Source organism: Nocardia heshunensis, assembly GCF_054782115.1.
Map to the genome: position 1 here is coordinate 1,098,377 of NZ_BAAGTC010000002.1, position 19,583 is coordinate 1,117,959.

The following is a 19,583-nucleotide window of genomic DNA, read 5'->3' on the forward strand; positions in this document are numbered from 1 at the left end:
GAGCGGCCGTTCGTCGGCCGTTCGCCGCACCGGGCGGCGGTTCGTCCGAGAGCTGTTCTGCCCGTTGGATTCCGGTCATAGCGTGATCCGCATCGCCGAATCAGCTCTCGTCAGGAGATCGAGTGACGACCACAGACCGGGCGCTCGCGGACCAGGAATCCTGGGCCGCCGCACACGACAGCCCCGAGTTCACGCGGCTGCGCACTAACCTGCGCCGCTTCGTCTTTCCGGTGACCGTGGCCTTTCTGGCCTGGTACCTCGCCTATGTGCTGCTCGCCGACTACGCGCACGGGTTCATGTCGGTGAAGCTGGCCGGGAATATCACCGTCGGGCTGGTTTTCGGGCTCCTGCAGTTCGTGTCGACCTTTGCCATCACCGGACTGTATGTGCGTTATGCCGCACGGCATCTCGACCCGATCGCGGACGAGCTCCGCGCCGGCCTCGAGGGAGGTGCGCGGTGAGTGGCGGTCTGCAGGGCGGCAATTCGCTGCTCAACCTCGCCATCTTCGCCGCGTTCGTGGCGATCACCCTCGTAGTGGTGGTCAAGGCCAGTCGTGGATCTCGCACCGCCGACGACTTCTACGCCGGTGGCCGCGCGTTCACCGGGCCGCAGAACGGGATCGCCATCGCGGGCGACTATCTCTCGGCCGCGACCTTCCTCGGCATCACCGGGTCCATCGCGGTCTACGGGTACGACGGGTTCCTGTACTCGATCGGATTCCTGGTCGCCTGGCTGGTCGCGCTGCTGCTGGTGGCCGAATTGCTCCGCAACACCGGCAAATTCACCATGGGCGACGTCCTCGCGTTCCGGATGCGGCAACGGCCCATCCGGGCCGCGGCGGCCGTCTCCACCATCACCGTGAGCCTGTTGTACCTGCTGGCCCAGATGGCGGGCGCGGGCATCCTGGTCTCGCTGCTGCTGGGCATCTCCGGGGATGCCGGGCAGGCCGTGGTGATCTCGGTCGTCGGGCTGGTGATGATCTTCTACGTCCTGGTCGGCGGCATGAAGGGCACCACCTGGGTGCAGATCATCAAGGCGATCCTGCTGATCGGAGCCGCGGCGGGCATGGCGATCTGGGTCCTCGCCAAGCACGGTTTCGACTTCTCCGCGCTGCTGCAGGGGGCGGTCGACCGGGCGGGCGCGCACGGCGGCAAGCTGCTGGAGCCCGGCGCGAAATACGGCGTCGACGGCACCTCCAAGCTCGACTTCCTCTCGCTCGGTGTGGCTCTGGTGCTCGGTACTGCGGGACTGCCGCACGTGCTGATGCGGTTCTACACCGTTCCTTCGGCGAAGGAGGCGCGGCGATCGGTGGTGTGGGCCATCGGATTGATCGGGCTGTGCTACCTGTTCATCCTCGTCATCGGTTACGGCGCAGGCGCATTGGTGGGACCGGCGGCCATCGCCGCTGCACCCGGCAAGGAGAACGCGGCCGCGCCGCTGCTCGCACAGTTGCTCGGCGGGCCGCTGCTACTCGGCTTCGTCTCCGCCGTCGCGTTCGCCACCATCCTGGCCGTGGTCGCCGGGCTCACCATCACCGCATCGGTGTCCTTCGCCCACGACATCTACACGAATGTGCTGCGCGGCAATCGATCCGAGAACGAGGACCACGCGAACAAGGACGCCGAGGTGCGGGTGGCGCGCATCGCCTCCATCGTGATCGGGGTGTTCGCCATCGTCGGCGGCATCGCGGCCAAGAACCAGAACGTGGCCTTCCTGGTGGCGCTGGCCTTCGCGGTCGCGGCCTCGGCCAACCTGCCGACCATCCTGTATTCGCTGTACTGGAAGCGATTCAACACCGCCGGAGCCCTGTGGAGCATCTACGGCGGACTGGGCATCGCCCTGACACTCATCGTGTTCTCGCCCGCGGTATCCGGCAATGCCAAGGCCGTGTTCCCGCACGTGGACTTCCACTGGTTCCCCCTGCAGAACCCCGGCCTGGTCTCGATTCCCGCGTCGTTCCTGCTGGGCTGGCTCGGCACCGTGCTCTCGCGCGAACGGACCGACGGCAAATACGTGGAGATGGAGGTCCGCGCCCTCACCGGGGCGGGCGCGGAAAAAGCCGTCTCGCACTGAAATAACCAAGATAAGGAGCTGGATACAAGTGCTAACCTTCCCGACCGGTCATCAGCCCCGGTATCAGAACTTCTCCATCAAGGCCATTTCCGACGAGACCATTCGCGAGGGCTGCGAGCGCGCGCCCTACGGTGCCAGCGATCAGGGCAAGGTGGCGCTGATCCGCGCGGTCACCAATGCCGGTGTGACCGATATCGACGTCGGTTCCGGCATTACCGAACCCGCCTTCGTGCGGTCGGTGCTCGACGACAAGTACCTCGTGGGCCGGATCCCCGAGGCGGCCACCTTCTCGTTCAATCTGACGCTCAAGACCTGGGAGCCGCTGATCGAGCAGCTCGCCCGGGAACTGCCGCGGGAGTACCTGAGCGAGATCTACGTCAGCATCGGCATGATCGAGATCGACTCGCAGCACCGGCTTTTCGAGCGGGTCGCCGAGCGGCTGCGCTCCATCGGCGTGGGCAAACTGCGCTCCAGCCTGCTCAACGCCTTCTCCATCACCGTCGACGAGGACAAGTACGACCACCTCAATCGGCAGATCGAACGGTGCCGCCAGCAGGGGATCTCGCTGATTCGGATCAATGATTCGGTCGGCACCCTGGTGCCGGACTCCACCGCCGTGCTGGCGGCGAACCTGGTGCACGACAATCCCGACACCACCTTCTACCTGCACGGCCACAACGACCGCGGCATCGGCACCGCGAACTCGCTGACCTCGGTCTTCCACGGCTTCCAGATGATCGAGGGCGGCGTGGCCGGCGTCGGCAACCGGGCCGGACTGGCCGAGATCGAAAGCATCGCGGCCATTTTCGAGGACAACAATATCGGCGTCGAGGCCGCCGACCTCGATATCGAGAAGCTGGGCGAGGCCGCCCGGCTCTCGGAATCGGTGTTCCTCACCGCGCCGAGCCCCTACCGCGCCATCAGCGGCTTCCTGGTCCAGAACGAGAACGCGGGCATCGTCAATGTACCCGACTATCTCGGTGTCGCCCGCCCGGTCGACTACTTCCTGAACCGAATCGGTTTGTTCCCCACCTATATTCGCCAGATCCTCGCCGAACGCGGCATGGACCCGCGGGTGCTCGCCGACGACGCCTTCGTCGAGGACGTCTACGAGCGCCTGGCCGCCCACATGGATCGGCTCTTCGAGCGCAAGAGGAGTGAATTCGATGTACTGGCAGCGAATATCGAGGATTTTTACCGAGATATCGTCCGGCTTGACGAAGTTCAGCACTTCGCTCTGGAAGCTCTACGCGACCGAGAATTTACACCGCGGCTGAGCGACGTCCACCAGGCCCTCGTCGACGAGGCGGCCGTGGCGTAACGACCACCGCACGGGCCGGGGGAAACCCCGGCCCGTGGGAGGAGAATGATCATGACCGATGTTCGGATGCCCGCGTCCACGGCCGAGAAGGCCGGGAGCGCAGCACAATTGGGGATCGCCGGAGTGGTGGCGGTCAGTATCGGGAATTTCCTCGTCGCCTTCGATGCCTCCGCGGTGAATGTGGCGCTCCCGGCCATCGGCGGTGAACTACATGCCGCGCCCGGCGCCGGGCAATGGTTTCTCGACGGCTACACGATTCCGCTGTGTGTCTTCCTCATGGTCTCGGGGGCGGCGGGCGACCGCTTCGGTGCGGCCAAGGTGTACCGCTTCGCGTTGCTGGCCTTCCTGGTCGCCTCCGGTCTCTGTGCCGTTGCCACCAGTGCGCCCGCGCTGATCGCCGCCCGCGTATTGCAGGGCGCGAGCGCGAGTTTCGCCCTGCCCATGACCCTGGCGATTCTCGGCAAGGGCATCGCCGACCCCAAGCGCCGGGCCCGCATGATCGGCGCCTGGGGCGTGGTGGGCGGGGTGGGCATCGCCTCGTCACCCCTGCTGAGCGGGCTGATCACCGGCTATGCGGGCTGGCGTTGGATGTTCGCGGTCAACGTCCCCGTCTGCCTGCTGGCCGTCTTCATGCTGCGCCGATTCACCGACCGACCCGAAACCGACCGCCGCACAGTCAATCCCGTGTCGCAGCTGCTGCTGTGCGCGGTCCTGACCGTGGTCGCGGCCGTACTCATCGAGGGCCGCCACGGTTGGCCGGTGGCCTGGCAGGCCACCGCCATCGGATTCGCGATCGTCGCCGCGGGCGCGCTCCTGCGCATCGAACTCGGATCGTCGAATCCCACGGTGCCGCGCACACTGTCGCGCAATCGACCGTATCTGCTGGTCGCACTGGCCGGTGGCTGCTACCAGTTCGCGTCGTACGGCTCCCTGCTCGTGCTGGCGCTCTACCTGCAGCAACGGCACCATCTCGACAGCGTCCACACCGGCTATGTCCTGCTGGTGTGCAGCATCGCGTGGTTCCTCGGCAATGTCAGCGCGCTGGCGATCACTCCCGAACGTCGCGACCGCGTCATCGTCGCCGCGGCCGCGCTCGGTGTCGTGGGGGCGACGGGTGCCGCCTTGTTGTCGACGACGGGTGAGCTGATCCTCGCCATGGCCCCTACCGCTCTGATCGGTTATCCGGCAGGCATTCTCGCGTCCTCGCTGAGCGCGGCCGCCATGCACCACGCTCCCGCTCCGGTGGCGGGGACGGCGGCCGGTCTGCTCAATACCAGCCGCCAATCCGGCATGGTCATCGCCGTGGCGCTGCTCGGCGGCCTGCCCTTCACCCACGAACTGCTCTGGCCGATGCTCGCCGTAGCGCTCGCCTTCGCCGCCGTCCTCGGGGCCGTGGCGAGCGCGATCGTGGCCGGGCGGCCGCGCGTCAGTGGCAGTCCGGTTGGTGGGGCTGGTCGTAGCGGTCGTGATGGATGGCCTCGCCGACGTGGCCTTGGCGGCCCAGGGGAGTGAGGTCGAGGTAGTTGTGGGTGGTGATGAGGATGTCGCCACCTCGGGCGTAGGACGAGTAGGTGTGGAAGACGCGGTTGTCGTCGTCGCGCCAGAAGACGCTGGTGCCGGGCTGCTCGCCCTCGGTGAACCAGGGCTCGCCCTTGGCGATGAGCTCGGCCTTGGTGCGGTAGTTGTATTCGACGGGGGCGACGGATTCGTCGGCGGTGACGTGGAAGTCGTAGTTGAAGTCGGTGCTGTGGGAGGAGTACAGGGGGAACGTCCACCCCATGCGATCCCGGTAGGTGCGCAGGTTCTCCCACGGTCCCCGGGAGACGACCACGAACGTGGTGTCCTTGTGCTCCAAATGCTCGATGTGATTGACGTTGTCGAGCATGAGCGCGCAGCTCGGGCAGCCCGCGTCCAGGTCCCAGCGCCACATCATGTGGTAGAGGATCAACTGCCTGCGGTCGGCGAAAAGCTCGGCGAGCGTGGTCTTTCCCTGCTCGCCCTCGAAGACGTACTCCTTGTCGATCGGCACCATGGGCAGCTCCCGGCGCTTGGCCGCCAGTGCGTCGAGTCGATGGGTGAGTTCTTTCTCCTCTGCCAGCAACTCTTTCCGGGCGGTCAGCCACTCCTCGTGCGATGCCACGGTGGGACGGGTCATGATTCGCTCCCTACTCGAAGGACGGATGTCTCCGAGTAGGGAGACCGGGTGCCCATGCAGAACTCGTCGCTCACCGCCAGTTTGGCCGAAATCAGGTGGTACGGACTAGAAGCGGCCGCCTCGGCTGATGCGGCGGGAGCCGTCCGAGCCGCCGAATGAGCCGGGGCCGTAGCTGCCGCCCCCGGAACTGCCTCCGCCGCCGCGGTATTGGTTGCCCATGCCGCGCAGCATGCCGTCGATGAGGATGCCGCCGAGGATGGCCCCGGACTGGGAGTTCGAGGAGGTGAGGCGTTGTTGCTGGGCCTGCCAGTCGCGGACCGCGGCCTGGGCGGTGTGCAAGGCGCGGGCGCCGAGTTCGGCGGCGCGCTGAGCCTGCGGCAGGGCCTGCGCGGGATCCGTGGTCGAGAGCTGTTCGGCTTGTTCGAGACTGCGCTGAGCCTCGGCCAGCCGGGTGCGGGGTTCGGCGTCCACACCGCCGCGGCGGGTGCTGATGAAATCGGCGGCGGCATTGATCTGGCTGCGCGCGGCGGTCAGCACCTGGTCGAGGCGGCGGCGCAGATCCTCGGCGGTGTGCTTGCGCTGAGTGGCGGCGGCGATCGCCTGTTCCAGGGCGGAGTCGGCGGCGACCGCCTGCCGGAAGACGCCCAGCGGATTGCCGGTTCCCTCGGCGGCGGCCTGATCCAGTGCGGCGCGGGCAAGGGCGGTGGCCGAAGGCAATTCGGTGCCGCCGTGCTCGACCAGGGTGGCCGCCAACTCCAGATCCTTGCGGAGTTCGGCGACGATGCCGGGCAGTCCGGCCCCGGCCTGCTCGATATCGGTGGTGGCGGAATCGATCGCGTCGAGCAGGGTGCGTGCGGCGTCGACCGCGGATTCGGCGGCGCGGATGTCGGCCACCGCCGCGCCCTGCTGTCCGACGGGTTTGGCCGCCGCCGCCCGGCCGTCCTCGATGGTCCGCTCCGCGAACCCGATTCGCTCCTGCGCCATGCTCACGTTGTCGCGGATGGGCGCGAGCACCGAGGCCGGGTGTGCGGCCAGCAGCCCGGCGAGCGTGGCCTGCGAGCCGGGCATCCGGGCGGTCAGTTCCACCATGTCGCGGGTCAGCGCGTCGAGCCGGTCCGCGGCATTGATGAGCAGATTGCGCATGGCGTCGAACTCGGTCACCTTGGCGTCCAGATCCCGGTCGGCCCCGCCACAGCTGCTGATCAAATCGATCAGCATGGACTGCTGCTGATCCGGGGTCTCGGGAATGTCGTCGTCGAGCTGCTGGCGGATCGAGAACGCCTTGGCCAGCGCCTTTTTCGCGGCCTGGAGCGCGGCGGTGAACGGCGCGGTGGCGGTGGCCCCGAATTCGTCGGTGGCCAGGCGCAGTTCCTCGGCGCTGGTGCGGATCGCATTGTCGGTGTCGACGAGCGTCTCCTTGGACAGGGCGTCCAGGATCACCAGGGGCAGGGCCGCCAGCGCGGCGGTGTCGGTCGGATCGGTGCGACGCGCGGCGGCCAGCGCCGACCGCTCGCGCCGGCGCTGCCGCCACCGCGACCACAGCCAGACCGCGAGCACCACCAGCACCACGCCGAGCGCGAAAAGCAATAACTTGCCGATTCCGATCCCGCCCGAACCGCTCATGGCATGCGACAACCCGGTCGCCGTCGCCAATCCGGCCCCCAGCCAGTCCCCGCTGCGCAGCTTCGGCTCGACCTGATCGGTCAGCATCCGGTCGAGGTCCTTGTCGCTGACCGCGCTGGGCAGGGTCCCGGTGAACGCGTAGGCGCGATCGTCCACCGCGACCGACAGCAGCACGTCCCGATCCCCGAATCCGGACAGCCGCGCGGTCTGCTCACCCCACGAATGCGAGTCCAGCCCTTGGAAATTCCGCACGTAGACGACCCACAGCCGCTCGTGGTCGCGCGAATACAGCGAGTCGATGGCCTGTTGCAGCTCCGCGGTCTGTCCGCGATCGAGGACACCGGCCTGATCGGTCACGTAACCGGGCAACCGCAGCGGCTCCTCCGCGGCCGCGGGTGCGGCGCGTCCGCCGACCAGGGCCAGGGCCAGGAGCAAGCCGGTCGCGAGGAGGGACAGCTGCTTCGATGGCCGCATCCTCTGAATCTAACTGTGGAACGCGGAGGGTCGGTTTCTTCTGCACACTGTGTCGGCCGCGATGACTACCATCGGGGGCGTGATCACGATCGATTCTCCCTACACGGGACACGTTTCCCCCGGCTCCAACCCGCAACAGCGTGAGGTGCCGGGCGCGCGCATCGTGAAAATGTCCGTCGGCGGCATGGACAACAACGTCTACCTGGTGCAGTGCACCGCCACCGGCGCGACATTGCTGATCGACGCGGCCAACGAGGCCGAGCGGATTCTGGAGCTGCTGGCCCAGGAGGCATCCGGCCGGGTCGAGCTCATCGTCACCACCCACCAGCACCGCGACCACTGGGTGGCGCTGCCGGACGTGGTGTCGGCGACCGGAATTCCCACCGCCGCGCACCTACTCGACGCCGACCCGCTGCCCGTGAAGCCGGACCGGCTGCTCGCCGACGGTGACACCGTGCAGCTGGGTGAGCTGGAGTTGAAGGCCATTCACCTGAGTGGGCACACGCCCGGCTCGGTCGCGCTCGCGTTGACCGACGGCGCGGGCCGCACCCACCTGTTCACGGGTGACTCGCTGTTCCCCGGCGGCGTGGGTCGCACGCTGTCGCCGGAGCAGTTCACCTCGCTGCTCGACGACGTCGAGACCAAACTGTTCGGCCACTACCCCGATGACACCGCCGTGTATCCGGGCCACGGTGACGACACCACCCTCGGTATCGAGCGCCCGCAATTGCCCGAGTGGCGGCGACGCGGTTGGTAAAACTCCGGAACCGACCCACTGAACCGGATTGGCTGGTTCACGACATGGCCGACGACCCCACCGCCGCGGGCGGATGCGTCGGCGGCACCCTGCGCTGGGCGCGGCGGCTGCTGCTCGGCGCGTTGGTGATGGGCCTGCTGGTGGTGGGCGGTACCGCCGTGCGGGTGTGGCAGGTGGCCCGCATCGACGACTACACACAGGCCGACGCCATCGTGGTGTTGGGCGCGGCCCAATACGACGGCACCCCGTCCTCGGTGTTCCAGGCGCGACTGGATCAGGCGGCCAGGCTGTACCGCAAGCAGATCGCGCCGATGATCGTCACCGTCGGCGGCAAGCAGGTCGGCGACAACTACACCGAGGCGGCGTCGGGGAAGATCTACCTCGAGGATCGGGGCGTGCCCGCGGATCGGATCCTGGCCGTCGAAACCGGTTCCGACACCCTGCAGAGCGTGGAGGCGGTCTCGAAAGCCCTCCTGGCGCGCGGCAAGACGTCGGTGGTGCTGGTCAGCGACCCCTGGCATTCACTGCGCACCCGTACCATGGCCCGCGACGCCGGGTTGAGGGCGTGGACCGCGCCCACCCGCACCGGGCCCGCGGTGTACACGCGAGAATCGCAGGCGCACGGCATTTTCCGGGAGACCTTCGCCCTGCTGTGGTATCAGCTGACCCACTTCTCGGCGGACTTCAAATACACAGCGGATCAGTGAGAGATGAACGCGCGCATCGACTATGACCGGGTGTACTCCGAGGCGGATCGGGAGCGCATGGTGCCCGAAACCGATCGGACCGCCGGATTGAGCTGGTCGCCGTGCCCGGCACGGCGCAGCGAATTCGCGCGGGATCGCGCGCGGGTGCTGCATTCCGCGGCGCTGCGGCGGCTCGCGGACAAGACGCAGGTCATGGGTCCGCGCGACGGTGACACCCCACGCACGCGGCTCTCGCATTCGCTGGAGGTCGCGCAGATCGGGCGCAGCATCGCCGACAGTCTGGGCTGCGATCCGGACCTGGTGGATCTGGCCGGGCTGGCACACGACATCGGGCATCCGCCCTACGGGCACAACGGCGAGAAGGCCCTCGATCAATTCGCCGACAAGCACGGCGGTTTCGAGGGCAATGCGCAGAATCTGCGCATCCTGACCCGGCTCGAGCCGAAGGTGATCGACGATCAGGGCAATAGTTTCGGGCTCAATCCGACCCGGGCCGCGCTCGACGCCGTCATCAAATACCCTTGGGGCAGAACGGGTCCCGGCTCCAAGTTCGGCGCGTACGACGTGGACATGGACCGGCTGGACTGGGTGCGCAAGGGCGCGCCCGATCGTCGCCAATGCCTGGAATCGCAGATCATGGACTGGTCCGACGATGTCGCGTACTCGGTGCACGATGTCGAGGACGGCGTGATCGCGGGCCGCATCGACCTGCGCGCGCTGGCCGATCCGGTGGAGCAGCGGGCGCTGGCGGAACTCGGTGCGCGTCAGCATCCTTCGCTGACCGTCGACGAGCTGGTGGCCGCCGCGCAGCGGCTCTCGGAGATGCCGGTGGTCACCGCCGCGACCGAGTTCGACGGCTCCCTGCGCGCCTCGGTCGCCCTGAAACGCCTGACCAGTGACCTGGTGGGCCGCTTCGCCACCGCCGCCGTGGAGGCCACCCGCGCCGCCTGGGGCGGTCGCCAATTGTCGCGCTACGCCGCCGATCTGGAGGTGCCGCGGATCGTGGCGGCCGAGGTGGCGGTGCTCAAGACCATGGCCTTGCGCTACGTGCTGTCCGATCCCATTCACCAGGTGCGCCAGGCCGGGCAGCGGGAACGCATTCTGCTGGTAGCCAATCGATTGCTGGAGGCGGCTCCCCGGGGCCTGGACCGGCTGTTGCTGCCCTGGTGGGACGAGGCCGCCGACGACTCCGCGCGGGTGCGGGTGATCGTCGACCAGATCGCCTCCTACACCGAGAGCCGCCTGGAACGCATCGCCGCCGCGATACCCTGAATCCGGCGAATTCTGCGGCAGGGGGCGCGATGGCAGGCGAGGTGGACGGCATTGTCGACCTGGACAGATATCCGCTCGACCGGCGTTCGGTCGCGGGCCTGCGCGAGGTGATCGAACGGGCCCAGGCGGATTTTCTGGTCAGCGGTGTCACCGTGCTGCCCGAATTCCTGCGGCCCGCCGTGGTTACCGAGATGGCCGCGGATGTGCTGTCCGACGGGCTCGGCGACGCCATGCGGTTCGAATACACCGTGGCCTGCGACCGGATTCCGGATTCCTCGCCGCTGAAGGCGCTGTATCGCTGGGAACCGTTGCGGGAGTTCGTGTCCCAATTGGTGGGGGAGCAGGCGCATCGCTCGGCCGACGAGCTGGGGGCGATGACGGTGCAGATCCACGAGAGCGGGGACGTGCAGGACTGGCACTACGACATGTCCGACTACACGGTCATGCTGCACATCGTCGCGCCCGAACGCGGCGGTGCGCTCGAATACATACCGCTGCCAGGGGCTTTCATCGAGCGCGGGGGCGGGCTGCCGATGCGGCATCGGCACATGGTCAAGATGCTGCCGACGGTGCCGGGGAGTCTGGTGCTGCATGCCGGGCGGCGGTCCCGGCATCGGGTGACGCCGGTGCAGGGGGAGATCCCGCGGGTGAGCGTGCACATGGCGTTCAATTCGCAGCCGGGGCAGCGGTTGAACGCGCATGTGCGGCGGCATCTGTTCGGGCGCGAGGAGTGAGTTCAGTTCTGGTGCAGGGCCACGTACTGCGCGATGCAGTCGGCCGGTGCGCCGTCCGCGATCAGGCGGCCCTCGTCGAAGACCAGCACCCGATCGAAGTCGGCGAGCAGGTCCAGATCGTGTGAGATCACGATCAGCTGCTGCGGAAGTTCCTGCAGCAGAAGGGAAATGCGGCGCTTGTTGCGCAGATCCAGCAGGGTGGTCGGCTCGTCGAAGACCACATACTTCGGGCCGACCGACAGCACCGCGGCGATGGCCAGCAACTGCTTCTGGCCGCCGCTGAGTAGATGCGCGGGGTGATCGCGGAATTCGGCCAGGCTGTATTCGGTGAGCGTGGCGGTGACTCGGTCCGGGATCTCGGATTTGGCGACGCCGTGATGCTTGAGCCCGAAAGCCAGATCCTCCGCAACCGTCGGCATGACGATCTGTACGTCCGGATCCTGGAAGACGAATCCGACCAGTTTGCGCACGGCCCGGCCCTGTTTGCGGGTATCGAGGCCGTCGACCGCGACCTTGCCGCTCGTCGGGATCTGCAAGCCGTTCAACAATCGCGCGAAAGTGGACTTGCCCGAACCGTTCGCGCCGATGACCGCGATCCGGCGCTCACTCAAGGTGAGGTCGAGATCGCGCAGCACCTCGCGGTCGCCGAAACGATGGGAGACGCCCTCGATGTCGATCACGCGTCGACCCGGATCATCGGATACGCCTTGCGGACCGCGACCGCGGCCATCGAGCCGATGATGGTCTTGACGATGTCGCCCGGAATGAACGCCACCGACGTGGTGAATGCCTTGGCCAGCGAGATGTGCGCCGCCGCGGCCATCCACGGAATTCCGATGGCGTACAGCACGATCGCGCCGCCGAGGAAGTTGATCGCCAGCGCGATGGGCAGGTTGTAGTGCCGCCACACGCGTTCGGTGAGCAATCCGATCACCAGCGCGCCGATCGGGTAGGCGATCACGAAGCCACCCGTCGGGCCCATGATCACCGAGAGTCCGCCGCGCCCGCCCGGCAGCACCGGCAGGCCCGCGAACACCAGCACGTCGAACAGCAGGATCGCCAGCGCACCGCGCTTGGCGCCCAGAATCGATCCGGCGAGGATGACGCCCAGAGTTTGCGAGGTGAACGGCGCGAAGGCTCCGGGCAATTGGATCAACGGGAAGAATCCGAGAACCACCATGATTGCCGCGAACAGCGCGATCTGCGCCAAATCCCTACTACGCACCGAGCGATCCTAATGGGCAGCTGTTCAGTGACCTGAATGGGTGCTGTTCGGAGGCTCAGTCCAGCCCGCGCGCATCCAGCGCCTCGCCGACGCCGTCGGCCATGCGGAGTGTGCGGATCAGTAGCGGGACCAGGAAGACCGTGCTGCGCTCGATGCCGCGAGCCTTTTGGGCGGCCCGCACGAGTTCGGCCTGCTCACGGATGACCGGAACGAACCGGATGGTCATGGCAACCAGCAGTCCCACCCGCTCGGGCCGGACGCCGAGCGGGGTGAGCGGCCGCAGCGCCGACTCGATGGTGTCGATCATCGCCGAGGTGCGTGTGGTGAGCGTCACCAGATTCGCCAGCAATACCAACGTGATCAGCCGTTCCCCGACCAGAACCGCGCTCTGCCAGCCGGTGAAGATCACCTGCGCGAGCATGATCAACACCAGGAACGGTGCGAGCCCGAGCAGCTGCCGCCCGGTCGTGCGCCACGGAATCCGGGCCAGCCCATACAAACCCAGCACGATCGCGAATGCCACGGCCAGCCACAAGATCGACGGCACGAAGAACAGCGTGGTCCCGGCGACCGCCAGTACCAGCAGTTTCGCCCCGGCGGGCACGGTATGCACCGGCGTCCGGGCGTCGTGGTACAGGCTGAGCACCCGTAGATCCTGGCATGCGGCGGAAAGGCCATTCGGTCCGGCGTCCAGGCGTGCGTCCCGGTCCAGAGTGTCGGTCCCACAGGGCTAGACTCGTCGCGTGGCAGGCCGTATTCCGGACCGCGATATCGCGGCGATTCGTGACCGTGTCCGGATCGAGGATGTCGTGGGTGAGTATGTGGCCCTCAAACGTGCCGGTGCGGACTCCATGAAGGGACTCTGTCCCTTTCACGACGAGCGATCCCCGTCCTTCCATGTGCGCCCGAATCATGGTGTGTTCCACTGCTTCGGCTGTGGTGAGGGCGGCGACGCCTTCGCGTTCCTGCAGAAGCTCGAGCACGTCGGGTTCGTCGAGGCCGTCGAGCAGCTGGCCGATCGCATCGGCTACAAGATCAACTATGAGGGCGGCGGCACCTCGGTCCAGCGTGACCGCGGCACCCGCGCCCGCCTGGTCGCCGCCAATGCCGCGGCGCACGAGTTCTACATGTCGCAACTCGGCGAGCCCGCGGCCGAGGCGGCCCGCAAGTATCTGACCGACCGCAATTTCGACCACAATGCCGCCCACCAGTTCGGTTGCGGCTACGCCCCCAGCGGTTGGGACACGCTCACAAAGCACCTGCTGCGCAAGGGTTTCGACTTCAAGGAGCTGGAGGCCGCGGGCCTGTCCAAGCAGGGCCAGCGCGGCCCCATGGACCGCTTCCACCGCCGCCTGCTGTGGCCCATCCGCAATCTCGGCGGCGAGGTCATCGGCTTCGGCGCGCGCCGGTTGTACGACGACGACACCATGACCGCCAAGTACATCAACACGTCGGAAACGTTGCTGTACAAGAAGTCTCAGGTGCTCTTCGGTCTCGACCTGGCCAAGCGCGAGATCGCCAAGGGCCATCAGGCGGTCGTCGTCGAGGGCTACACCGACGTCATGGCCATGCACCTGTCCGGCGTGAAGACCGCGGTCGCGTCCTGCGGCACCGCCTTCGGCGAGGAGCACATGGCGATCCTGCGCCGCCTGCTCATGGACGACAACTTCTGGCGCGGCGAGATCATCTACACCTTCGACGGCGACGCGGCAGGCCAGGCCGCCGCCCTGAAGGCCTTCTCCGGCGACCAGAAAGTGGCCGGGCAGACCTACATCGCCGTCGCCCCCGACGGCCTCGACCCGTGCGAACTGCGCCAGCGCAACGGCGACGGCGCGGTCCGCGACCTGGTCGCCCGCCGAGTCCCGTTGTACGAGTTCGTCATCCGCGGCCTGCTCGCCGAACACAACCTCGACACCCCCGAAGGCCAGGTCGAAGCGTTGCGCCGCGGCGTCCCCGTGGTGTCCCAGATCAAGGACTTCGCCCTCCGCAAGGCCTACGCCACCAAACTGGCCGGCTGGGTCGGCTGGGACGACATCCAACAGGTCGTCCGCCGCGTCGGCGACGAAGCCCGCAAGGGCGCCCGCGGCAACGGCGCCAAACCCGGCATCCCCGAACGCCAACCGCGCCAAGAGATCGCCGAAAGCCCCGCCGCCCGCCCCAACCCCCACGACCCCGCCCTACTCTCGCAGCGCCAAACCCTCGCCGCCGCACTGCAATACCCAGCCTTCGCGGGCCCGGTCTTCGACTCCCTGGAGTCCGAAACCTTCACCCACCCCGCCTACGTAGCCGTCCGCGCCGCCATCGTCGAAGCAGGCGGCACCGCCAGCGGCCTGACGGGCGCCGAATGGGTAGCAGGCGTCGCCGACAACACCGACGACCTCACCCTCCGCGCCCTGGTCTCGGAACTCTCCGCCGAACCGCTACCGGTCAAATCCGCCGAAGACATCCCCCGCTTCATCACCGGCGTCCTCGCCCGCACCCAAGAATCCTGGGTAGGCCGCCAGGTAGCCGAACTGAAATCTAAACTCCAGCGCATCTCATCCACCGAACAACCCGACGCCTACATGGCGTTGTTCGGCGACCTCGTCGCCTTGGAGCAATACCGAAAAAGCCTCCTGACCCAGGCCATGGGCAACTCAGGAGACTTCGCGTAAACAACCGACTGTTAATCGGCAGGTTTCAGTTTCGAACCCCGCCCGCCGTCGTTGGCGACCCACCCAGCCGGCAGGCGGCGAGGCTCGCCGCCCTATCGCAGGGGTGTGGGGGCGCAGCCCCCACAAGGGGGCAAGGGGCAACGCCCCAATCCCTCAGCGCCGCAGTTGATCCTGCGGCACCAGGATTGTGGTGCGCTCGTCGATTGGCACCATGGGTTCCAGCTTCGGCTGGGTGCTCAGCTTGTCCGCGAGCTTCTGCCGCCCGATCATCACGACCTTCCGCGTGACAGGGCTCTCGCTGATCGCACGGGTCGTCTTACTGATCTGTTCATAACGAGCCCGCCCGGCCTTAGCGCCCAGCACGTACCCAGCCGCCACACCGATGATCAACCGCAGCATCCCGAGAAGCTCCTCCCATAGGGTCAGACACGAATGGTAATCCGTTGTCCTTTCGTCGTCCTCCGGCGGTGTCCGGAGGATCGGCGGTGGGCGTGACTCGTGCCGCCCGGTGACGCTGTCGCTGAGCGATCTCGGCGAACGTCCGGCCCCAGCGGGACTGAAATCGTTCGTCGAGAGCGTCCAGGACTTGTCCACGATTCCGAGACGAGTCGGGGCCCACTGGATGAGAACGTCTCAGCAGTGTTCGGGCTCCGCCGATGTCGGCGTGGACGGTTCTCCCGCAGAACCGGCACTGGAAGCGTGCTTGGGTTCGGCGATTGTTTCTAGCGGTGTATCCGCAGCTGCCGCATTCCTGACTGGAGTAGGCGGCACAGACTTCGAGGGTCTCGATGCCGAGATCCTCACGCAGGGCAGCGAGTTTGGTGTCGACAGCGGCCCGGCCCGCGAGTGCGAGCAGTCGGCGCAAGCGTTTGGACAGTTTGCCGGCCTGGGCCAGACCACGGAAGTCCAGCTTCTCCACGATGACTCGGGCGACATCGGGTGCGCCGCCCTTGTCCGGGTTCAGGATTCGGTTCAAGCACCGGTTGACCTCATTGGTGACGAACCCGCGAATGTCTTGGACCAAAGCCCGGTAACGACGTGATTCCCGCAACTTGATGTGCTGGCGGTTCAACGCCGCGACCAGCGGTTGCAGACGGGCGTCATAGGCGCGCAACCGGTTCAGGAAGTCGCGCCCGTGTAAGGTGCCATCACTGGTCGCGAACAAAGTCGCCATGCCCCAGTCCACTCCCAGGTCGCGGGTCCGCTCGTCACTGGGTACTGCTTTCCTGGTTTTCACGACGAGCCGGAACTCGACCTGGCCCTCCCTGGTGATGATGACTTGGCAGTGGTTGGCCACTACCGCGCCCGGGCGCGCCAGGCGCGCCTCGAACGCCGCTTGGGTGCGCAGTGGGATCCACACGGGTTTGTTTTTGGTCAGGGTGGAGATCCGAACCCAATAGGCGGGTGTGCCTGCATGTTTCGGGGATTCTACGAGGGCGATCTTGCCGTCCATCACCATCGTGCGGACACGCCGCAGATCCGGAGCCCCGACACGCCTGCGGACCTGTCGCATGATCGTCCGAGCCAGGATGAAGACCTCGGCCGAGATGGCACGTGTCTTCGACATTTGAATCTGCGCTGTCTGGGCCCCGTCCTGCCCTAGGTCGGGGTGTCGGTACCAGCCGTGGATCTTGTTCACATACAGCAGATCTGCTTTGACCTTCTCGGGCAGAGTGGAGCCGGTGACGAGGTCGCGAAACACCCGCTCGCAATTGCCCAGCCATGACAGGTGTGCAGCCACCGCCTGCTGACCGACCGAGTCCCACTGCCGTTGCGATAAGCCGTCGTCCCATCCTTTGGTGTCCACCCACCGGGGCAGTACACCGGTGGTGAACAACTGCCGCCGCACCGCAGATTGGGCTCGCCCCAGCCCGGCCTGCCACACCGGCAGTACCGCGGCGACCCGCGCGAGTTTCGCCGCGTTCGCGCAGGACGGCAGCCGGTAGGACCGGCAACTCATCCTGGCGACCTCCGTGGCGCGCGTCATGACCCAGTTAATACAGGAGGCCACCGACAACTTCAGGCCCCGGGCGCGAACGGAGGACAGAACGGACACGTTGCCAGCGGACCCGCACCTCTTCGCACAGGCCCCAGCCTGCAGCCCTGCCCGCCCCTCACCCCACCTTGTCGATCCGGCACCCCGGTCTCGCTCCCACCCATGTTCCCACAGGTAGAGCCACGATTTGGGAACTGTACAACCGATACGCTAAAGTTTTCCCCGGCCGGTTCGGAAGAGCCAGCCAGGGAAACAATCCCCTATAGCTCAATTGGCAGAGCAGCCGACTGTTAATCGGCAGGTTTCTGGTTCGAGTCCAGATGGGGGAGCATTTTCGGCCCCTGACTAGCGGTTCACCCCGCAAGGTCAGGGGCCGAATTCGTACCAAGGTCGCTCCTTATGTAGATAAGTCGTAGCGAAGTCACCGTTCGTCCTAGTTCGCAGCGATCTTGTGGGATGAACCCGCGTCGGGTAGCTGGTCAGCGAGGTATCTAGATGCTCCCCACGCGCGGGATGAACCCAACACCGACCAAGAGCAGTGGACGAAATGGATATACTCCCCGTGCGCGGGGATGAGCCCATCGTCGAATAAGTGATGCTGTAGCCCGGATCGTGCTCCCTGCACACGGGATGAACCCGACGACACGACACGACCGCCGTCTGGCCACATGCGTTCCCCCATACGGGTTGCGTCTGTCCTGCTTCCTACGCGCACCGGGATGAACCATGCGGCAACTGCACTGGTATCGCGCACCCCGCACGCGGGGATGAACTCCTCAGGACCGGTATCGGTATGGTGCCGAACAAGCGATCCCGCGCGGGGGATGAACCTTTCATAGCGTCGCCGATAAGCCGAATGCCGGTGCGCTCCCGCGCGCGGGGATGAACCCAAGTGGGCGGCTACAGAATTCGGCCTGGTAGTGCGCTCGCGCGAGGATGAAACCCGTGATCACGAAAGGCGCGGCGGTAGCAACATGCTCCCCGCAAGCGCGGGGATGAACCCAACACGAGCATGCCCGGCTCTGGAACCATCACGTGCTCCCCGTACGCGCGGGGATGAACCTTCTGACGGGTCGCGCCGTGCAGGGCCGACCAGGCGCTCCCCACGCCGGGGATGAACCCTGTGCCATCAGGGTCGTAATGGAGTGCGAGTGGCGCTCCCCGCGCGTACGGGGATGAACCCGACGGAATTGTAAAGCTGTGGAACGGAATTGCGCGCTCGCTGCGTGCGGGGATGACCCCGGGCAGGTCAAGGGTTCCACCAAATCCCAGGAGTGCTCCCCGCGTGCGGGGGTGAACCCCATCCAATCGCCGGAAGGGAGCGCTTGAGTCGGCGCTCCCTGCGCGGCGGGGATAAACTCCTGTGTTGGAGGTTCGAGTCGTGCACGAGTCTGTGCTCCCCGCACACGCTGGGATGAACCCGTGTTCGCAATGATTACCTCTGAATATCGGCAGCGTTCCCGGCGGGCGCGGGATGAGCCCAGGGGGCTTCGCGGTTGCGCAGAGACAGGTTCCCCTGCACCGGGGATGAACCGGGGGAGTGTCTCGCGTATTGCACGCTGCCGGAGTGCTCCCCGCATGTGCGGGGATAAACCCGACCGGTACATCGCGCAGATGCCCACGATCACGCGCGTCTCGCGCTTTCGGCGATGAACCCCTCGATTCGCCGCGTAGCGCGCTACGGGCAGGCGTGCTCCTCGCGTGCGGGGATGAACCCCGCTTACGACCCTCGCCGTGCTCGATCCAGGTATGCTCCCCGAACGCGTGCGGGGATGAGCCTACGGGCGTGAACCTGTATCCCCTTCTGACAGGGTGCTCCCTGCGTGTGCGGGGATGGACTGGCCTGCGTAATGGGCTTCCTTTCCAACGAACAGCGCTCCCCGAATGTTTTGGGATGAGCCAAGAATTCGCCGAATTCGTTGTCCAGGCGAATGCGCTCCCCACGCGGGGATGAACCCGGCCACCGCACCAAGGTCAAGGTCTACGCCAAGCGCTCCCCTCGCGCGTGCGGGGGATGAACCCCAGACCAGAACCCGGGTATCCAGGGCGCCTTGGTGCTCCCCGCGTGTGCGGGATGAGCCCCACGCCTGGTACAACGTGGTCCGGCAATTCGAGTGCTCCCCGTATGAGCGGGGATGAGCCCATCTGCGACTGCGAGGGCGGCGGAACAACTTGCGCTCCCTTGCAGGGGGCAAAGCCAGCTGTGGGACAACGGGATTCACCTGAAGGATGTGCGGGACTGAGCCCCTGATACAGAGCTCGCAGCAGATCTTCACCGTATGCTCCCTGCGTGTGTCGGGATGAGCCCCGATTCACTGCACCGGAACCATCGTTATTGAGGTGCTCCCCGCACGCGCGGAGATGAACCCGACAGTGCGCCGGTGGCTACGTCGCAGATTTCGTGCTCCCCGCGCGCGGGGATGAACCCGTCGGCGACGGATCGACCTACCGGTGATGGCTATGCTCCCCACATGCGTGGGGATGAACCCAGGTCGCGCAGCAGGTCCAGGTTCTTCTTGTTGTGCTCTGCGCGTGTGTGGGGATGAATCCCAATCGAAGTGGTTCCAGGCGTAGATGACTGTGCGCTGCTC

General features: G+C 66.6%; 16 protein-coding genes and 1 tRNA gene. 10 read left to right on the plus strand and 7 right to left on the minus strand.

Going from position 1 to position 19,583, the window contains the following annotated elements; translation table 11 throughout:
- Window positions 1-122 precede the first annotated feature (122 nt).
- From ACYVN4_RS05210 to ACYVN4_RS05225, 4 genes are read left to right on the plus strand one after another with little or no spacing between them, the layout of a single operon-like run.
- Window positions 123-461: a DUF485 domain-containing protein gene (locus ACYVN4_RS05210; protein WP_460718066.1), complete on the plus strand. Its 339-nt coding sequence runs from the start codon at window positions 123-125 to the stop codon at window positions 459-461.
- Window positions 458-2,074, plus strand: a complete 1,617-nt coding sequence (locus ACYVN4_RS05215; RefSeq protein WP_460718067.1) for a solute symporter family protein — start codon at window positions 458-460, stop codon at window positions 2,072-2,074. The genes ACYVN4_RS05210 and ACYVN4_RS05215 overlap by 4 nt, the downstream gene beginning before the upstream one ends.
- Window positions 2,075-2,102: 28 nt before the next feature.
- Complete coding sequence (locus tag ACYVN4_RS05220) at window positions 2,103-3,395, plus strand: 2-isopropylmalate synthase (protein WP_460718068.1); 1,293 nt, start codon at window positions 2,103-2,105, stop codon at window positions 3,393-3,395.
- Between the two features lie 51 nt (window positions 3,396-3,446).
- Window positions 3,447-4,907 carry an MFS transporter gene (locus ACYVN4_RS05225; RefSeq protein WP_460718069.1) on the plus strand — a complete coding sequence of 487 codons (1,461 nt, stop codon included), beginning with the start codon at window positions 3,447-3,449 and terminating at the stop codon, window positions 4,905-4,907.
- Here the strand turns inward: ACYVN4_RS05225 and ACYVN4_RS05230 are convergent.
- Window positions 4,822-5,550, minus strand: a complete 729-nt coding sequence (locus ACYVN4_RS05230; protein WP_460718070.1) for a DUF899 domain-containing protein — start codon at window positions 5,548-5,550, stop codon at window positions 4,822-4,824. The two genes, ACYVN4_RS05225 and ACYVN4_RS05230, sit on opposite strands and share 86 nt — an antisense overlap.
- Before the next feature lie 105 nt (window positions 5,551-5,655).
- The gene (locus ACYVN4_RS05235; protein ID WP_460718071.1) at window positions 5,656-7,647 is read right to left on the minus strand and encodes a TPM domain-containing protein; all 1,992 of its coding nucleotides are present in this window, start codon (window positions 7,645-7,647) and stop codon (window positions 5,656-5,658) included.
- Between the two features lie 61 nt (window positions 7,648-7,708).
- Between ACYVN4_RS05235 and ACYVN4_RS05240 the strand changes: the two genes are divergently transcribed.
- Genes ACYVN4_RS05240 through ACYVN4_RS05255 form a run of 4 tightly spaced genes read left to right on the plus strand, consistent with a single transcriptional unit; the run spans window position 7,709 to window position 11,117 of the window.
- Window positions 7,709-8,404 (plus strand): MBL fold metallo-hydrolase, encoded by a 696-nt coding sequence (locus tag ACYVN4_RS05240; RefSeq protein ID WP_460718072.1) that lies wholly within the window; start codon window positions 7,709-7,711, stop codon window positions 8,402-8,404.
- A 44-nt stretch (window positions 8,405-8,448) separates the two neighbouring features.
- Window positions 8,449-9,111, plus strand: a complete 663-nt coding sequence (locus tag ACYVN4_RS05245; protein WP_460718073.1) for a YdcF family protein — start codon at window positions 8,449-8,451, stop codon at window positions 9,109-9,111.
- A gap of 3 nt (window positions 9,112-9,114) precedes the next feature.
- Window positions 9,115-10,383 carry a deoxyguanosinetriphosphate triphosphohydrolase gene (locus tag ACYVN4_RS05250; RefSeq protein ID WP_460718074.1) on the plus strand — a complete coding sequence of 423 codons (1,269 nt, stop codon included), beginning with the start codon at window positions 9,115-9,117 and terminating at the stop codon, window positions 10,381-10,383.
- A 29-nt stretch (window positions 10,384-10,412) separates the two neighbouring features.
- Complete coding sequence (locus tag ACYVN4_RS05255; RefSeq protein ID WP_460718075.1) at window positions 10,413-11,117, plus strand: HalD/BesD family halogenase; 705 nt, start codon at window positions 10,413-10,415, stop codon at window positions 11,115-11,117.
- A 2-nt stretch (window positions 11,118-11,119) separates the two neighbouring features.
- Here ACYVN4_RS05255 and ACYVN4_RS05260 read toward each other — a convergent pair whose 3' ends face one another.
- Genes ACYVN4_RS05260 through ACYVN4_RS05270 form a run of 3 tightly spaced genes read right to left on the minus strand, consistent with a single transcriptional unit; the run spans window position 11,120 to window position 12,988 of the window.
- The gene (locus ACYVN4_RS05260) at window positions 11,120-11,797 is read right to left on the minus strand and encodes an energy-coupling factor ABC transporter ATP-binding protein (RefSeq protein ID WP_460718076.1); all 678 of its coding nucleotides are present in this window, start codon (window positions 11,795-11,797) and stop codon (window positions 11,120-11,122) included.
- Window positions 11,794-12,342: a biotin transporter BioY gene (locus tag ACYVN4_RS05265; protein WP_460718077.1), complete on the minus strand. Its 549-nt coding sequence runs from the start codon at window positions 12,340-12,342 to the stop codon at window positions 11,794-11,796. Before ACYVN4_RS05265 ends, ACYVN4_RS05260 begins: the two co-directional genes overlap by 4 nt.
- A 55-nt stretch (window positions 12,343-12,397) precedes the next feature.
- On the minus strand, window positions 12,398-12,988 hold the full coding sequence (locus ACYVN4_RS05270) for an energy-coupling factor transporter transmembrane component T family protein (RefSeq protein ID WP_460718078.1): 591 nt from the start codon (window positions 12,986-12,988) through the stop codon (window positions 12,398-12,400).
- Between the two features lie 97 nt (window positions 12,989-13,085).
- On the opposite strand from ACYVN4_RS05270, the gene dnaG reads away from it, so the two are divergent.
- Complete coding sequence (dnaG, locus tag ACYVN4_RS05275; RefSeq protein WP_460718079.1) at window positions 13,086-14,996, plus strand: DNA primase; 1,911 nt, start codon at window positions 13,086-13,088, stop codon at window positions 14,994-14,996.
- Between the two features lie 153 nt (window positions 14,997-15,149).
- Here dnaG and ACYVN4_RS05280 read toward each other — a convergent pair whose 3' ends face one another.
- Window positions 15,150-15,395 (minus strand): hypothetical protein, encoded by a 246-nt coding sequence (locus ACYVN4_RS05280; RefSeq protein ID WP_460718080.1) that lies wholly within the window; start codon window positions 15,393-15,395, stop codon window positions 15,150-15,152.
- Window positions 15,346-16,983 (minus strand): zinc ribbon domain-containing protein, encoded by a 1,638-nt coding sequence (locus ACYVN4_RS05285; RefSeq protein WP_460718081.1) that lies wholly within the window; start codon window positions 16,981-16,983, stop codon window positions 15,346-15,348. Before ACYVN4_RS05285 ends, ACYVN4_RS05280 begins: the two co-directional genes overlap by 50 nt.
- A 265-nt stretch (window positions 16,984-17,248) precedes the next feature.
- On the opposite strand from ACYVN4_RS05285, the gene ACYVN4_RS05290 reads away from it, so the two are divergent.
- A tRNA-Asn gene (locus tag ACYVN4_RS05290) sits at window positions 17,249-17,321 on the plus strand.
- The last annotated feature ends 2,262 nt before the right edge of the window (window positions 17,322-19,583 follow it).

Excerpts from the sequence above, each read along its gene's own strand:
- ACYVN4_RS05225 (WP_460718069.1), top strand. The coding sequence starts at position 3,447 with ATGACCGATGTTCGGATGCCCGCGTCCACGGCCGAGAAGGCCGGGAGC.
- ACYVN4_RS05230 (WP_460718070.1), bottom strand. The coding sequence starts at position 5,550 with ATGACCCGTCCCACCGTGGCATCGCACGAGGAGTGGCTGACCGCCCGG.
- ACYVN4_RS05235 (WP_460718071.1), bottom strand. The coding sequence starts at position 7,647 with ATGCGGCCATCGAAGCAGCTGTCCCTCCTCGCGACCGGCTTGCTCCTG.
- ACYVN4_RS05240 (WP_460718072.1), top strand. The coding sequence starts at position 7,709 with ATGACTACCATCGGGGGCGTGATCACGATCGATTCTCCCTACACGGGA.
- ACYVN4_RS05245 (WP_460718073.1), top strand. The coding sequence starts at position 8,449 with ATGGCCGACGACCCCACCGCCGCGGGCGGATGCGTCGGCGGCACCCTG.
- ACYVN4_RS05250 (WP_460718074.1), top strand. The coding sequence starts at position 9,115 with ATGAACGCGCGCATCGACTATGACCGGGTGTACTCCGAGGCGGATCGG.
- ACYVN4_RS05255 (WP_460718075.1), top strand. The coding sequence starts at position 10,413 with ATGGCAGGCGAGGTGGACGGCATTGTCGACCTGGACAGATATCCGCTC.
- ACYVN4_RS05280 (WP_460718080.1), bottom strand. The coding sequence starts at position 15,395 with ATGCTGCGGTTGATCATCGGTGTGGCGGCTGGGTACGTGCTGGGCGCT.
- ACYVN4_RS05285 (WP_460718081.1), bottom strand. The coding sequence starts at position 16,983 with ATGACGCGCGCCACGGAGGTCGCCAGGATGAGTTGCCGGTCCTACCGG.